This window comes from Emticicia sp. W12TSBA100-4, assembly GCF_040253585.1.
Lineage (GTDB): Bacteria > Bacteroidota > Bacteroidia > Cytophagales > Spirosomataceae > Emticicia.
Genome location: NZ_JBELAU010000010.1, coordinates 293,555 through 309,121, shown reverse-complemented (window position 1 = coordinate 309,121; position 15,567 = coordinate 293,555). Strand labels below are relative to the sequence as shown.

Below are 15,567 nucleotides of genomic sequence, written 5' to 3'. Positions count from 1 at the left end.
TGGATAGATTGCTGGCTCTATTCCTATTTCAATTCGACTACTTTTTTTTATTTGTATATATTTTCTCCAAGATTTTAAAAAACTTTCATAAACCTTTAGTGTTATTGGCTGTTTGCTACGGAGGACTTTTCTGTATCGGACTTTCTTCGTTTATTATTGTTGATGAAAAAGAATTTGATGTCGTTTATTCTTATGTCCAACCGATTTTAAGATTTATATTGGTTTGGGTTTTCTTTGAAATGGGCGTTAAAAAATTTGCTTTATCCTACACCAAGAACGCACTTCTACCCATTTTAGGCCTAACTGGGGGAGTATTTTTCTTGTATCTTCTGAATCTTCACCCGAGAACGTCCATGTTTTCTTTTAATTTCTATTGGGTAGGAATAATGGTCTTTCTTCTTGTTGGAATTCAACTTAGGATTCATCAATTCAAAATTAGAATATTCTTTCTTGTGGGCTTGTTTTTTACGGTTACAGCCGATTTATATTATATTCTGCCACCAGAAGCACGAGTTTATGAACTCACCTATATGTTCATAAGAGTCATCAATACTTTCGGTGAGTTTCTAATCGTAAATCACATTCTACGATTCTATGCTTTTAAAGGAAAAGAACACCTTTAGGATTTATTTCACCATCCAAATTTTCTTCAAAACTTCCATCAAATCATCACGATAATTGGCGGCGATTGGAACTGCTTCTGTGCCTACCCAAACTTGATGACGCTCGATTTTTTTGACGTGGTTGAGATTAATCACAAATGATTTATGTACTCTGAAAAAGTCAGACTTTGGAAGCATTTCAATGGCTTCGGTCATAGTCATGCGAGTGACGGTCTTTTTATCCGATTCCTTAAAAGTCAGATAATTACCTTCAGATTCGACAAAAAGTAAGTTTTCGATGCTAATTCTCACCAAATCATAGCCATCTTTTACAAATAAATATGGGATTTTTGGAGCTTCTTCGTTGATATTCTCATACGCTTTCTGGCAGGCTTTCATAAATCTACTAAAATCAATCGGCTTGAGCAGATAATCAAGTGCATTGATATTGAAGGCATCTACTGCATATTGAGAATATGCCGTTGTGAAAATAACCGATGTATTTTGTGGTAAAAGCTGCGAGAAATCAAGGCCAGTAATATCTGGCATATTGATGTCGAGAAAAACCAAATCACAAGGATTCTTCTTCAAGAAATCAAGTGCTTCCATAGCACTAACGAAGGTTTCTTGCAAATCAAGAAACGTTACTTTTTTGGCATGGGCTTTGATTACTTCCAGAGCCATTGGCTCGTCATCGATGGCAATTGCTTTTAGCATTTTAGGTGGTTGGTTGCGTGTAAAACTACTTCAAATTCACTTCCAAAGCTACTTCAAAAATATTATTTTCATTAGAAATTTTCAATGAATGTTTGTGCGGATAGTTTAACATAAGGCGGCGTTTGGTGTTTTCCAAACCTGTTGAAGTACCAACTTCGAGTTTATCAAATTGCTTAATGATGCTATTTCGGCACGAAAAACTGAGTTTCTGGTCTTTTATCTTAAAATTGAGGTCGATAAAACTTTCCTGTGTAATACTGATGCCATATTTGAAGGCATTTTCGATGTACGGTATCACCAAAAGCGGAGCAATTTGGGTTGGTTGCTCATCCCAGTCGATGTTGATATTGATTCTAATATTGTCTCGTTTCGGAATCCTCATTTTATTCAATTCCACAAAATCGTACAGAAACTGTACTTCTTTTTCAGCAGAGATTCGTTCGTTTTTTGTTCCTTCAACTACGTGTCGCATGATGCTCGAAAGCTGTTGGATTCCTTCGGCGGTTTTTGGGCTATCTTCTACGATAGCCGTTCCGTAGAGATTATTTAGCACATTAAACAAAAAATGCGGGTTTATTTGAGCTTTTAAGGCCGAAAGCTCAACTTTTGTTTTCTGAATCGCCATTTCTCGCAATCTTTTATGCGACTCTGAAACGTATTGAATAACTGAATAAATGACCGAAAAGCCAATCCAGACATTCGTAATAAATGTATGTAAACCAAGAGGTTCTGCTTTTACTCCAAAAGTGCTAAGCAAGATTATTAGAATAAAAAAATAGAAAAATAGCAATACTAAGAAGTAAAAAAACTTGCCTTTACGACCTTCGTCAACGAATAGGTTTTTGAATAAAAATTGAAAGTTGAATTCGGCAATTAGGATAGTGGTACCTACTAAACTAAAAATAAAACTTTTAGATTTTAGAATGGCTCCATACAGATACCCTAATTTGTACCAAAAAGCATTTACCTTGAGTTTAGTCCCTTTTCTTGCTAATTCTAATGATTGAAATTTAGTAACAAGTTCGGGTAGGGTCTTAACAGTAGTGAAATACCAAATCGTATGAGCCACACTTATTGCTGTCAGAACTGCCAAGATGATTATCCAATGTTTTTTTGCGAAAGGAATAATTGTTTCTTTCCAGTATGCTTTAGTAAAAATATGTCCAAACGAAAACTCCATTGGTCGATTAATTGGTTTTGAGGCGAAATTAAGGCTTTTTTCCATGTCATAGTGTGGATTTAGTAGCTTATTTATCAGATTTTCTAAAAAAGCCTACCCAATTGATAATGGCAACAATTGTAAATAATGAAGCGATAACCCAGTCGAAAGTATCTTTATTGAAATACTTTACCCATTTCATTATTGCCAAAGTACTCCAAATAATGCCTGAAATTAGATTCGGATTGATGCTTTTATACTTTGACGATATTTTAGTAAAGTCATATTTCAAAAAAGTAATGATGCCTGCCATCAAGGCGGCCAAAAGAAAAATGTATATTAATCCAAAACCTGTAATCGGATTTACGTAATTGATAATGAATATAAAAGCCGCCAGTGCAGCAAACGTGATTCCGAAGAAAAGTAGTTTATCTTGTTTTGTAGTGGTTTCCATATTCTAAAATTTGATATTTATGAAATTATCAATGTAAGAGTATCTACGGTGTTTTCTTCGGCAATAGGCTTGAAAATGTACCAACAAATAGCTAATAGATAAGGGTTTATCGGATTTCCGATAAGTGTGTCCCCTAAATTTATTACTGTTTCGGTCATACCTTTTTTATCGGGTTTTAAGCCACAAGAAAGCAGTAGATTTTCTTCGGCTTCAGTAAAAAATACTATTTCTGTTAATGGATTATTTCGAAACTTGAACTTGATTTTTTGTCCATTTATTTCCAAAGTGCTGAGGCTGCTGTACCATTTATCTGTCGTAGTTTTGGCAATAATGATTTCATTTTCTTTAATGAGAATATTGCTTTTCCAAAAACTTTCAGTTTCAATAACAAATGTGTTAGAAATACTTTGGCACTTTGCTTTTAATCCTTTTTTGTCATAGTCAAAGTGCATTTTTAGAATAACCTCGTCGTTATGTTTTAGTACATAATTTGTTTCCGAATTGTCTTTAAGCCATTTCATAGTATGCTTAATTTAAAAGAATTGCTTGATTATTTCTAAAAATATCGAAAGTCACGCCCTTAAACATATTCAGGCCTACACGAACTTCATATTTTGCTAATTCTCCATTTTCGGACTTTTCAAAGTTATGAATTGCCCCCAGAATGAACTTTTCTCTGAAACTATCTCGTCATTATATTTGATTGTTTCTTTTCCCCAAATACTATTGTCGATGTCGATTCGGGTGTTTGGATTGATGTTGAGTGTTAAATATCTCATTACAGTAAATTTTTTAATGATTCAAATTTGTTTAAAATAGCTTTTTCATAAAAAACGTTGTGATGAACTCCCCGAAATGTGGGATGAACTACCACGGCTTTGTGATGGTGATGTAGGCTGATACTTTCATCCAAACACTAAAGCCAAATGAAATACTGACGATTTCGTAGCCTTCTTGGCTTTTTTGGTTAGCTACATTTTCTGCTTTTTCGATTAACGAATCAGTTGACCACCAATCTGATACTCTGATAATTTCAAACTTTTTCATGTCTTTTGTTTATTTAGGTAAGTGTCCAAATTTTACTTTACATCATCGCTATCAATTTGCATGATATTGGTCGGTATAGTAGATTTTGGTTGATTCGATTTTGCTACATTTTCATGATTCTGTGTTTCTAAAATTACATTCCCTTCTGCATCTGTCTCTTTGCCATCAATACTTATGGTTGTACTTGGATTTTTATTACTTGAATAATAACCAACATTGGGCATAATATTTTCTTCTTTTTGGCAAGAAGCAGTGGCGAATGAGATTGAAACTAAAGCGGCAAATAAAAGTGATTTCGTTTTCATAATTTTGTTGGGCGGTGAACCGCATTTTTTGAGTTGTTTAATAATTGTTTCTGTTTTGATGATTCAAAGATATAGCACCAAAAACAGTGTAGAAAACAGATGTGACCAACTCACAGAACCGTGTGATGAAATATTGAAACCATGGGAAATAAAAAAACTCATGATTGCTGAATCATGAGTTTTGAAAATGTTTTTGTATTACTTTTCTTATAAAAACGCCAAATCTTCATCTTCGTCGGGGCGTTTCCATACAATCGGATTAGTGTTTTTTCGGATTAAATAAAGACCGATTACGATGATTAATACTGCCACCAAAAGCCCAATTTGATAGAGAACTGGATTCGGAACAAAGTATATGCGAATATAGTTCTGGGTAGTGATATTATGCCCCCATGTGAGTTTACAAGCGTATTCTACCAGACTAAATGAAAGAGTCATGAGCAATGGCAATTGGAATGAAGCCGTACGATAGTAAATATAAAACATAATAGCTGTCTGGAAGATAAGCCCAATGACGGCTTGTGGAATCACCATGACGATACTGACGGCAACTACGGTGAAAATCACTTGTTTGAATAAATAATTTTTGAGCAACCCATGTCCGATAACTCCAATTTGCAGAATCGTAAAAAGCAATGATAATATTATTCCTAATAAAAGTTCAATCTCGACTCGTTCAAGGCTTTCTGCTTCTACGGTATTGAACGGCAGAAAATCAAGTACTAAAGGGCTGATATAAGACCATGATAAGGCAATAAATAAGCAAAGCAGATAAATTAGCAGAGATGTTTTATGAAATAAAGGCGATGTTTTTTTATTAATAAAATAGCCCCAAATACTTGAGAGACTAATAATGAGTAACATTATCAGGAAGATGCCATTTTCTAAATATGTTGCAGGTTCAATATTATTCATACTTGCCACTGCCCCTAAAATGCCTCCACCTAAAAATAATACCACAACACAAATAATCATCAGCATCCAAGCTTTGGCAATCGTCATTCCTGTTTTTTTGCGTAGTAAATCTAATTCGTCCATAAATTGATAGGTAGTTTTTGTGTGATTTTGGTCAAATTTACCACAAGAGTTTTTCAAAACAAAAACCCCTACCAAAATAGTAGAGGAATCTGCATGTATGGTTTAGTAGAGATTTTTAGAATAATAACCGCAAAACATCAATAACTTGAATGATTCCTAAAAATCCCCAGACACCAACCAAAATTTTATGTAAAGTTGGGTTATATTTTTCGGGTTGATTGATTTTCTGATAAAGCATACTAAAATGAAAAGTCAGAGCCAAAAACAGTTGAAAAATACCTTTTGCAAGTTTATAATAGAGTCCTTCGTAATCAAGTTGCCAGTCCATATACATATAAGTAATAGCCGATACTATCATTATACTTCCACAGATAGCTTGAAAGATTTTTAGTTTTTGAGTTGTCATTATGGTAAGTTTTGATTGATTTTTTTAAAATTAGAAAAACTTAGCCAACAACACAACCAACATACCAAACGATGCAATAAAATTCCACGCTGAGTGCAAAGCCACACCGTAGCCAAAGCCCAGTTTCATACGTACAAAGCCCAACACATAACCCGAAATTATTTGACTTATAACCAATGGAATTGCAAATAAATAATTGTTGATATCTGAATAATTTGAAAGGTGTACCAAACCAAAACCAACCGCCACCAAGTGAAAGATATACTTGAAGTTTTTTACCCAAAATGCTTCAAAAGTATCATCAAAACGTTTAGTAAAAACGTAAATAAGAGGAATTGATGCAAAACAAGCCAAATAAGTAAAACCAATGTGCCAGCCAATTCGGTCGAAAGTCCCTGTATATTTTGCAAGCGTCATCAATACAAAAGAAAATACGAAGGCTATAAACCAACGGCTATAATGCAATATTCCTCTAAAAAGTAGTTCTTCAATGAGTGGAACAATCATCACAATTGCCACATAATAACCCCAAGTCTGTGGCATATCAGCAGATTTTGCACCAGTCAATTGTTTTGTAAAATAGATAATCGGAATAAAAATCGGTAAAAGTGCCAATTTGCAAAGTAAGACCTTAAACAAGTATTGAAATTTTTCGGTTTTGCTTATTGTGGCATCTTCTGCAATGTATAGCGGCTTGCGTACATAAGTGAGGAAATCGTTGATAATTTGTTTTGCTTTGAAAGTTCTTTTTGTGCCGAAAGTAAGTGTTGCGTTCATAATTTTGTAAAGTTTAGGAATGATTGAAATATTTTTGATTTTGTGTTATTTGCCTTGTTTGATGATTCAAAAGTAGCTGGTGTTTTTCTCAGCCGAAAACAGATGTGACGAACTCCACAAGCTTTGTGACCAATTATTCAATCCATGTGATTTGCTTTGGCATAATAATTGGCATTTAAACTTAAAAGATGATGATTTATTGAAAGTATTTTCAGACTTTTACGTTAGATATAAGGATTTTGATCATTTGGCTTTTAGCGATTTGCTATTTTTAAAAACTAATTTTAAATTCCCCTTTAGGGACGGTCCGCCGCTGCGGTTAGGGTATATATGCAATTTCTTTTTCCGACTTTTCTTTGGGGTTTAGCGGCACTTTCGGTGCCTTTGATAATTCATTTATTCAATTTTCGTCGTACGAAGAAGGTTTTCTTTACCAATGTGGCATTCTTGAAGGCCGTCGAAACCCAAACGTCTTCGTTTCGTCGTATCAAGCAATGGCTCATTTTGGCCTCACGATTGTTGTTTTTGTTGTTTTTGGTTTTGGCATTTGCACAACCTTTTTTGCCCGCCAAAAATGCTTCTGCAAATCGTAGTTCGGGTTTGGGTGTAAATAGCCTTTACCTTGATAATTCGTTGAGTATGCAAAACACCACCGAAAACAAACGTTACCTCGATTTAGCCGTTACGAAAATTGATGAATTGCTTACGCTGTTTCGTCAATCTCCTAATATTCAATTAATCACCAACGATTTTTCGGGAGAAGACCAAGCCGTTACCAATGCCACAAAAGTAAAAGACCGCCTTACTTCGGTAGGTTTTTCGTCGAATCCACGTACGTTTGAAAGTATTTATAAACGTCAGAATAATCTTGCTCAAAAACATAACCCAAGTGCCAATAATCAATTCTTTTGGTTTTCTGATTTTCAGAAAAGTACATCGGGCGATTTACGTAAAATCAAGACCGACACACTCAATAAATTATTTTTAGTACCAGTTCAAGGCAAGAAAAACCAGAATGTTTTCACTGATTCGGTTTGGTTGGCATCGCCATTCATTCGTGAAATGCAGAATAACATTCTCTATGTAAAAGTGTTTAATTCAGGAAGCGAAGAAGTTGAAAAACTACCCGTAAAATTATTTATTGACAACGCCCAAGCCTCAACGGCTTCGGTGGATATCGCTCCGAATGGTTCGGCAACGGCAACGTTTAATTTTACGGTAAAAGATAAAGGTTTTCATCGTGGAAAAGTCTCGTTCGATGACCAACCAATTACTTTCGACAACGATTATTATTTTGTTTTGAATGCTTCGCCAACAATCCAAGTTTTGCATCTTTACCAAGAACGCAGTGCGGCTGATTACATCGGAAAAGTTTTTGATAACGATAGCCTTTTCAATTACCGAGCATACAGTGCCACGAATGTCGATGTTGGACAATTTAAAAACGCCAATTTGATAGTTTTGGAAGGCGTAGAAGCCGTAGCAGGAACGTTCCGTGCGAGTCTCGAAGAATTTGTGAGAAATGGTGGAAATCTATTGATTTTCCCTTCGGCCAGACCCGACGTTACGTCATACAGTCAGTTTTTAGGTGGATTTGGTATTCAAGGCATTAACCTCAATAATCAACCAGTTTTGGCACAAAGCCAACAGGCAATTGCTGAGCCTAACCGACAAAATCCGTTTTATATTGATGTGTTTGAACGCACAACTTCGCAAGGCGTAGTAAACACGCCAACAATGCAACCCGCATGGACGTGGAGTGGCGTAGGTGAGAAGATTTTGACTTTCAAGAATATGCAAAACTTCATTACATCTACGCAGGCTTCACAGGGACGTGTGTATGTGTGTGCATCACCACTCGATAAGCCTTACGGAAACTTCGCCGAACACGCATTTTTTGTGCCAACGATGTTTAAAATTGCCTCGATGAGTACCAAACAAGAGCGTGCAGCTTATAATTTCAGTGAAGGAAGCATCAACTTAGATTTGCCAAACGTCAAAAAGAACGCTACTTATAAACTCAAAAATGTTTCGGCTCCGAACAATAAAATTGAGATAATTCCAGTGCAACGAATCGTAGGAAACACACTTACTTTAGAATTGCCGAAGTCTTCTCAACTATCAGATAATCAAGTACTTGAATCGGGTTATTATGAGTTGCAATTAGATGGAAAAGCAGAAAAATTATTGGCTCTCAATCACGATAACGAAGAATCAAAAATGGATTTTTACTCGCCCGAAGAACTAAGAACATTCTTTGCAGGACAAAAAAATATCACCATTTTCGATAATCTACTCGACGGAGATTTCGTGAAAACCTTCCAAGAAAGCAACGTAGGCACGCCGCTCTGGAAATATTGCGTAATGCTCGCTTTAGCCTTTTTATTGATCGAAATTTTGTTGATTCGATTCATGAAGGGTTAGAGGAATGCTGGTACAAGTGACGCTTTGCTTAACACTTGTACCACACAATGAAATGCAGTCTGAGAGACTGCCAGCGATGATTATGGTACAAGTCAGTGAAGACTTACACCAGTAGTGAAGAAAGCTAATTTCATTGCCGTTGGTTTTAACCAACGGATGCAGTAGTAAAATTTGTTTTTTAGCCTAATTCTCGGTATTTTCGCTAACAAACAAAACTACACCTATGAAGAAACTACTCGTCCTACTATTCGTATCAAATTTGCTTTTTGCCCAAAACGGAACCGAAATTTTTCTATTAGATATTTCAGAATCGAGTGTAAATATCACACTTTCAAACCCTAAAAATATCACTAATCGTCGAGGCTACGATAATCAGCCGTTTTTTCATCCAAATCAACCATTGCTTTATTATACAGCCATGCAAGATGGGCAAACTGACATTTGGTCGTATAATCTCAAAACTGGCGTTGGGCTACAAATAACCAATACCATTGATTCAGAATATTCACCAACCGTTACGCCCGATAAAAAGTACATATCGTGCATCGTTCAGCGAAAATCAAACGGCGATCAAGACTTGGTAAAATACACTATCAAGAATCCGACTGAAACGCAGATGATTTTTGAATCTCAGACAACTGGTAAGATTGGTTATCAAGCATGGTTGAACCCAAATGAACTTGTTACTTTCGTATTGGGTGAGCCACAAACGCTTCACTATCAAAATCTTACTACAAATAAAGATATTGTTGTCGTTCCAAACATTGGGCGTTCGCTACATCTCATTCCCAAACAAAAATCATTTAGTTTTGTACAGCAAATTGACAAAAAATGGCTGATTCGCTCATTTAATCCTCAAAAAAATACCATTACTGATATTGCAGAAAGTAGTCCAGATTCGGAGCATTATAATGCTTGGTTATCTGAAAGTATCATTTTTGAAAGTCGCAATACCGATATTTTTAGCTATAATTTAACGACTAAAGAATGGAAAGCGGTCATTTTGCCTGATATGCTTCCGAAAAGAAAAATCAGTCGAATGGCCATCAAAGGCAATAAAATCGCCATTGTGATTGAAGAATAAAAAAAATGGTGCAAATTGTCAAGATTTACACCATTCTTTTCAATTACTTTGCAACAACTTCAAAAGGCAGATTCAACGACATAATTGTATTTTCCAATGCACTGAGTTCTTCCTTCATTTCTTCAATATATCGCTCAGTTTCGTTTTTGAAAGACGAAACCAGCGATTTGTAGTAATCAATTCCAGATAATAGGTTAGTATGAAAAGCTTTAAGTGTCCGCACTTGTGCCGTTGAAAGGCTTTCAACTTGCTTATTGAGTTGGTTTTTGTAATAATCTACATACAAAGCCAATTCATTCACAAACATATTTGGACGTTTCAATGAGTTCAAAATATTGGTTCGGCCATAAATGTGGTCAACCATTTGTTTCAATGAGAATACTCCCGAAAAGTAAGCCAAATTTGGCCCTGGGCAAATCGTTACTGCTGTAAGTTTATGAGCAGGATTTATGTCGTGTTTCAACAAGGCCGAAACTCCCAAACCTTCGCACAAACAATCTCTTTGATTAAGAAAATTGATTTTTTCTGCCTTCTGTTCAGCGGTCATTTCGCTTGCTTCAATTTGCTTTATTTTGGCGTGTAGATATTCACGGGAAGACTCACAAATTGGTTCTTTTGTAAATTCCGTATTGGTAGAAAGAAACTTTTTATAGCACGGACTGCCCGCACGATTTTTATTGATACGCATCAAACGTTGCTCTTCGCCACTTGTATGTTTAAAATTATTGAATGGAACGCCCAATGGTGAAGCATTACTCAAAAAATAATCCTCTTTTTGGGCATTTGCCATTTTATTGAGCGTGGCATCATCGACATTGGTAGCTTCTGGAACTAACAAAAATGGACTCGCCCAGCCAGTGCCGTCGGCATCATAATATTCGAGCAAGAAATTATCTTCGTTGGCTGTTCCGATGCCACCTTGTACCGTAATTTTCATGGTTGGAATTGATGGAAACGGTGGCATTTCTCGACTAATCAATGCTTGATTACAAATATCAAATACTTCTTTTTGTAAAGTTGCCCGATTTTGCTTGAATTCTTCCATGATTGGACCAAGCAAAAGCCCATCAGTAGCAAAGGCGTGTCCACCGCAGTTTAATCCCGACTCAATTCTAAATTCCGAAACCCACAAACCTTTTTTTGCCAAGATTTTTCCTTGCGTAAGAGCCGAACGATAATCGCTTACTTTCAAGATGATTTTCTTTTTCAAGAAACCTTTTTCATCAGGGAAAAAGTCGTTGAAAGCATCTATATAACCATACAAACGTGGGTTATAGCCAGCCGAAAAAACAATACTCGAAGTCAAATTGCTTTGTGCATAACCACGAAACGACGAAAGAGCATCAGAAAATTCTTTTGGTAACATTTCACCGTTTTCATCGTAATGTGTTCTATCCACTTTCGACATCACGTTTACATCAATCGAACCCGCCACAATCGCATTGCGGAGTTCATCTTGTACTTGTTTTTTTACCGAACTGTCTTCCAGTTGTAACATTCCGATGTACATCTGCTTAATGGGTGACGTTTCGGGCAGTAACTCAAAATATTTTGTAATTTCTGAGCCTTCTACGAAAGGTTCTAAGCGTAGTTTTTCTACTTGCTTATTTATCAATCTGTCCAAAAGATTCAGATATTCTGTAATTCTTTTGGCTCTGTAATCTTCCACTTTTTCGGTGATTGGTTCATAAATTTCACCGTTTTCTCGGCAGTGAAATTCTCGCATTTTTTCGATGAGTTCGTGTTCGATAATCGAAATTACCGAAGAAATGCCAAATCGAGCTACTTTTAGTGGCGTATCAATCGTGAAACCCAAGCCCATTACGGGAATATGGAAGGTATGTGCAGGTGTTTGTATCATTGCTTAGTAAGAAAATTTGACAAAGCAACATAAAATCTGGCAACTGAAACATGACGTTTGTCATGGATTGGATTTTTGAAAGAATAAACAGATTATGAGCGGGTAAAAGGTCAAATAAAGCATCGCTTTTACCTATAAATGAAAAGCAATCAAAGACTGGAAGCCATGAGTTTGAAAGCAGTCAAAGAAAGTTAGTTATTGAAAAAGAATGGTACATAGCAAAACAAATAATGACTATTTTGCTATGTATTAAACTAAGAAATTGAGATTAGATGACCGTTTAGTAAATTTTCATACCCTATTAGTAAAGAAATTAGAGGAAAAAATATTTATTCAAATAGATTTGTGGTTTAAAAACATAAATTTTAAAAACATGAAAAAATATTTTTTAAGCATACTAACTTTTCTCTCTTTTTTCGCAAATGCACAATACCCCAATGATATTATTCATTCAGGCTCTACGGGTATTCGTTCAAAATCTACAAGTAGTTTTTCGGTTGTTGATATTGATGGCTTTTCTGGAGATGCTGCTTTGCGTTTTGCCAAAGCAGGCGTGAATCAGTGGAATATCCGAAATAGACCTGCTGATGATTATTTAGAAATATTTGAATTAGGAGGCGGCGGTAGTCGTTTTGTTATTCAAGACGGAACAGGGAATGTTGGTATCGGAGAAACAACATCGCCTTCTTATAAATTAGACGTGCTGCATGGCGGTTCTACGGGTATCCGTAGTCGGTCAAGTGGTAGTTTTTCGGTTGTTGATATTGATGGTTTTTCTGGAGATGCTGCTTTGCGTTTTGCTAAAGCAGGAGTTAATCAATGGAATATACGTAATAACCCAGCAAATGATGATTTGCAATTCTTTGAGTTAGGCGGCGGTGGTGAACGAATGGCTATACAAAATTCAACTGGAAATTTATTAGTAGGTGGAGTAGTAGAAGGAGGTAAAGTTTCAATTGGAAACTTTAATGCTGCTAATAATACAACCACCTCTGTTTCGGGTTTTACTGAAATTCATGGATTAGATGTTAGGAGTGCTACGACTGAATCTACTGGTAAAATAGGTGGTTATTTTAGTGCCGATGGAAGTTCTAGTTACAACCACTCAATTTTTACAGAAGCAGGAACAGTAGGTACCACAAATTCGGGAATTAATGGTAGAGTAAATACTGCTCCTGCCGTTAGCTCATTATCAATTGGTATTCGTGGCAATGATGCAATAGGGGCGTCTAATACTTATGCGGGTTATTTTATAGGAAAAGTTTATGTAGGTGGTACACTGACAACCACTGGCCCTAAACCTTTTACCATAGATCATCCATTAGACCCAGAGAATAAAGTGCTTCATCACTTCGCCATAGAAAGTCCTGAAGTGCTTAATATGTATAGTGGTAATATAACAACCGATGCTAATGGTAAGGCAATTGTAGCACTTCCAGACTATTTTGCAGCCATAAATAAAGATTTTCGTTACCAATTAACGGTTATTGGTACTTTTGCTCAGGCAATTGTTAGTGAAGAAATAAAGGGAAATAAGTTTGTGATAGAAACAAGTAAACCAAATGTAAAAGTAAGTTGGGAAGTAAAAGCAACTCGAAATGATGGCTATATGAAGTATGTCAATACAATGGCTGCTGAAGAAGAAAAACCTACTTATGCTAAAGGAAAATACTACACACCAGAGGCACATCAGAAACCAGTTTCGATGGGAGTTAATTATATTGAAAACGAAAAAACTAATATTAGTAATATTCGTAAAGCTGATGCTAAGCGAGTCGTTGAAGGCCCAAGTTCAATTGATGATATGCCAATACAAAAAGTATTACCTAAAAAAGTCGTTGAAGGTAAGCAATCAACCGATAATTGATATTAAAAAGGTACGAGTGGAGACTGCTTGCGATAAATTTGGTACAAGTTAGAGACTTGCACCAGCGGGGGATATGAGGGTTTATCCATACTTAAAGTATTTATCAATGACCAACTGTGATTTTTTGTTTACTCTTTGATGAGCCATCCTGCAAATGGTTTTACTGTGGCACAATTTGGACTACCATCTTTTCCTGTACCTGGCACATAAGTTTCTAAAACTGCATCAGGATTATTGTATAATTGTTCTACTTGCTCCCAAGTAATTCCAGTCAGAGGAACTTTGAGCCTTCTTGACCAAGCAGAATCGAATTGACCAACAAAAGCTCCAATACCGATGTAAACGAACTTATCACTTGAACCTTGAACAAAATCACCCGAAAGTTTCGGTGGTTGCTTTTTCTCGGCATCATCTTTTATTAAAACTGAAAACTCAAAAATCAAATCATTAGTAGTAGCACGCTGCTTTTGGATAATTGTGTAATTATTTCCAGAACCTTTTTGTAAGCCAAAATCAACTCCAATAGGTGGATTTATTAGATTAATCCGAAGATTCAAAGCTTTTTTCATTTCCTTAGTTAGTCATTTCACTAAAATATAAAAAACGCTCAAGAAATCAAAATCTCCTGAGCGTTTTCAATCTATCTTACAATATTTCTTACCTCAAACTCTGATTCAAAGCCTCCAAGGCATCAACACCTGGGCAAAGAAGGTCTTCTTTGAGGGTATTCAATGGAGTTTTGGTTGTTTGAAGTACATCGTGCAAAGCATTGGTATTTGGCTCTATATAAATCAATCCTGTCAAGATTTCGCCTTTTTCTTTTGAATTTTGAATGGCATTCATTGCCGAAAGTTTATCCTCTGGATTCCATCCTTGATGTAATTTTTGCAAGTGCAAAGCCGAACCATCGTGAAGCGTTACTTCCTTCGCATCATCATAACTTGCCGTAATTTCTTCCATTACTGGCACAAAATCTACGGTTGAAGTAGCTTCGATATGTTCACGCACATAATCATAAGATTTTGTAGAACCTACGTTATTATTGAAAGTTACGCAAGGAGAAATCACATCAATCAAAGCAAATCCTGGGTGAGAAATAGCGGCTTTGATGAGCGGAATCAACTGCGTTTTATCGCCCGAGAAACTACGAGCTACAAAAGTTGCTCCCAGTTCGAGTCCTAAACCTACTAAATCAATGGCATTGAACATATTGGTTGAGCCAGCTTTACTTTTCGAGCCATTATCTGCCGTGGCAGAATCTTGTCCTTTCGTAAGACCGTAGCAACCGTTATTCATTACGACATAAACCATGTTAAGGTTACGGCGAATGGCGTGGACAAACTGCCCCATACCAATAGAAGCAGAGTCACCATCACCCGAAACTCCGAAGTAAACCAAGTCACGGTTAGCCAAGTACGCACCAGTAGCTACCGAAGGCATACGTCCGTGTACGGAGTTAAAACCGTGCGAGTTTCCGAGGAAATAAGCTGGAGTTTTTGATGAACAACCAATGCCCGAAAGCTTGGCGATTCGGTGTGGCTCAACCGATAACTCAAAACAAGCTTGGGCGATTGCTCCACTGATAGAGTCGTGTCCGCAACCAGCACAAAGCGTTGATAAAGCTCCTTCGTAGTCTTTTTTAGTAAAATTTATTTTGTTTTTTGGCAAATCAGGATGCCTAAAGGTCGGACGAACGTATGTCATATTTTTAATTTACGATTTGTGAATTACGATTTACGAATGTTAGTTCGTTTATAGGTAATTCTTTATGTAAAATTTAGACGCTTTAATGAATGTTTGATAAACTGTTTTTAGATGCAATCCAA

The 15,567-nt window shown here is 36.2% G+C and carries 17 protein-coding genes; 4 read left to right on the top strand and 13 right to left on the bottom strand.

Annotated elements, in window-relative coordinates; genetic code table 11:
- Positions 1-104: 104 nt before the first annotated feature.
- On the top strand, positions 105-623 hold the full coding sequence (locus tag ABR854_RS16750) for a hypothetical protein (protein ID WP_350266701.1): 519 nt from the start codon (positions 105-107) through the stop codon (positions 621-623).
- 3 nt (positions 624-626) lie between these two features.
- Here the strand turns inward: ABR854_RS16750 and ABR854_RS16745 are convergent, their stop codons facing one another.
- The 10 genes from ABR854_RS16745 to ABR854_RS16700 all read right to left on the bottom strand — a co-directional run bounded on the left by ABR854_RS16745 (position 627) and on the right by ABR854_RS16700 (position 6,505).
- Positions 627-1,319, bottom strand: coding sequence for a LytR/AlgR family response regulator transcription factor (locus ABR854_RS16745; protein WP_064197968.1), 693 nt, complete (start codon positions 1,317-1,319; stop codon positions 627-629).
- Between the two features lie 25 nt (positions 1,320-1,344).
- A complete protein-coding gene (locus ABR854_RS16740) occupies positions 1,345-2,544 on the bottom strand; it encodes a sensor histidine kinase (protein WP_350266699.1) in 1,200 nt (399 codons plus the stop codon).
- 22 nt (positions 2,545-2,566) lie between these two features.
- Positions 2,567-2,932 carry a hypothetical protein gene (locus ABR854_RS16735; RefSeq protein WP_350266697.1) on the bottom strand — a complete coding sequence of 122 codons (366 nt, stop codon included), beginning with the start codon at positions 2,930-2,932 and terminating at the stop codon, positions 2,567-2,569.
- 17 nt (positions 2,933-2,949) lie between these two features.
- Positions 2,950-3,453: a hypothetical protein gene (locus ABR854_RS16730; RefSeq protein WP_350266695.1), complete on the bottom strand. Its 504-nt coding sequence runs from the start codon at positions 3,451-3,453 to the stop codon at positions 2,950-2,952.
- Positions 3,454-3,549: 96 nt separating this feature from the next.
- Entirely contained in the window at positions 3,550-3,711 is a 162-nt protein-coding gene (locus tag ABR854_RS16725; protein ID WP_350266693.1) for a hypothetical protein, read from the bottom strand.
- A gap of 88 nt (positions 3,712-3,799) precedes the next feature.
- A complete protein-coding gene (locus ABR854_RS16720) occupies positions 3,800-3,979 on the bottom strand; it encodes a hypothetical protein (protein WP_350266691.1) in 180 nt (59 codons plus the stop codon).
- Between the two features lie 32 nt (positions 3,980-4,011).
- A complete protein-coding gene (locus ABR854_RS16715) occupies positions 4,012-4,284 on the bottom strand; it encodes a hypothetical protein (RefSeq protein WP_350266689.1) in 273 nt (90 codons plus the stop codon).
- Positions 4,285-4,491: 207 nt separating this feature from the next.
- A complete protein-coding gene (locus ABR854_RS16710; protein ID WP_350266687.1) occupies positions 4,492-5,322 on the bottom strand; it encodes a hypothetical protein in 831 nt (276 codons plus the stop codon).
- A gap of 115 nt (positions 5,323-5,437) precedes the next feature.
- Positions 5,438-5,728, bottom strand: a complete 291-nt coding sequence (locus ABR854_RS16705) for a hypothetical protein (protein ID WP_350266685.1) — start codon at positions 5,726-5,728, stop codon at positions 5,438-5,440.
- 30 nt (positions 5,729-5,758) lie between these two features.
- Complete coding sequence (locus ABR854_RS16700) at positions 5,759-6,505, bottom strand: CPBP family glutamic-type intramembrane protease (protein WP_350266683.1); 747 nt, start codon at positions 6,503-6,505, stop codon at positions 5,759-5,761.
- 330 nt (positions 6,506-6,835) lie between these two features.
- Between ABR854_RS16700 and ABR854_RS16695 the strand changes: the two genes are divergently transcribed.
- Both ABR854_RS16695 and ABR854_RS16690 read left to right on the top strand, forming a co-directional pair.
- Positions 6,836-8,929 carry a BatA domain-containing protein gene (locus ABR854_RS16695; RefSeq protein WP_350266681.1) on the top strand — a complete coding sequence of 698 codons (2,094 nt, stop codon included), beginning with the start codon at positions 6,836-6,838 and terminating at the stop codon, positions 8,927-8,929.
- Positions 8,930-9,152: 223 nt separating this feature from the next.
- Entirely contained in the window at positions 9,153-10,013 is an 861-nt protein-coding gene (locus ABR854_RS16690; RefSeq protein WP_350266679.1) for a TolB family protein, read from the top strand.
- 43 nt (positions 10,014-10,056) lie between these two features.
- Here ABR854_RS16690 and ABR854_RS16685 read toward each other — a convergent pair whose 3' ends face one another.
- Positions 10,057-11,874, bottom strand: coding sequence for a hypothetical protein (locus tag ABR854_RS16685; RefSeq protein WP_350266677.1), 1,818 nt, complete (start codon positions 11,872-11,874; stop codon positions 10,057-10,059).
- Between the two features lie 373 nt (positions 11,875-12,247).
- On the opposite strand from ABR854_RS16685, the gene ABR854_RS16680 reads away from it, so the two are divergent.
- Positions 12,248-13,741 carry an autotransporter outer membrane beta-barrel domain-containing protein gene (locus tag ABR854_RS16680; protein WP_350266675.1) on the top strand — a complete coding sequence of 498 codons (1,494 nt, stop codon included), beginning with the start codon at positions 12,248-12,250 and terminating at the stop codon, positions 13,739-13,741.
- Positions 13,742-13,869: 128 nt separating this feature from the next.
- Here ABR854_RS16680 and ABR854_RS16675 read toward each other — a convergent pair whose 3' ends face one another.
- Positions 13,870-14,310 carry a DUF5990 family protein gene (locus ABR854_RS16675; protein ID WP_350266674.1) on the bottom strand — a complete coding sequence of 147 codons (441 nt, stop codon included), beginning with the start codon at positions 14,308-14,310 and terminating at the stop codon, positions 13,870-13,872.
- An 88-nt stretch (positions 14,311-14,398) separates the two neighbouring features.
- Positions 14,399-15,445, bottom strand: coding sequence for a 2-oxoacid:ferredoxin oxidoreductase subunit beta (locus ABR854_RS16670; RefSeq protein ID WP_350266672.1), 1,047 nt, complete (start codon positions 15,443-15,445; stop codon positions 14,399-14,401).
- Positions 15,446-15,567 lie beyond the last annotated feature (122 nt).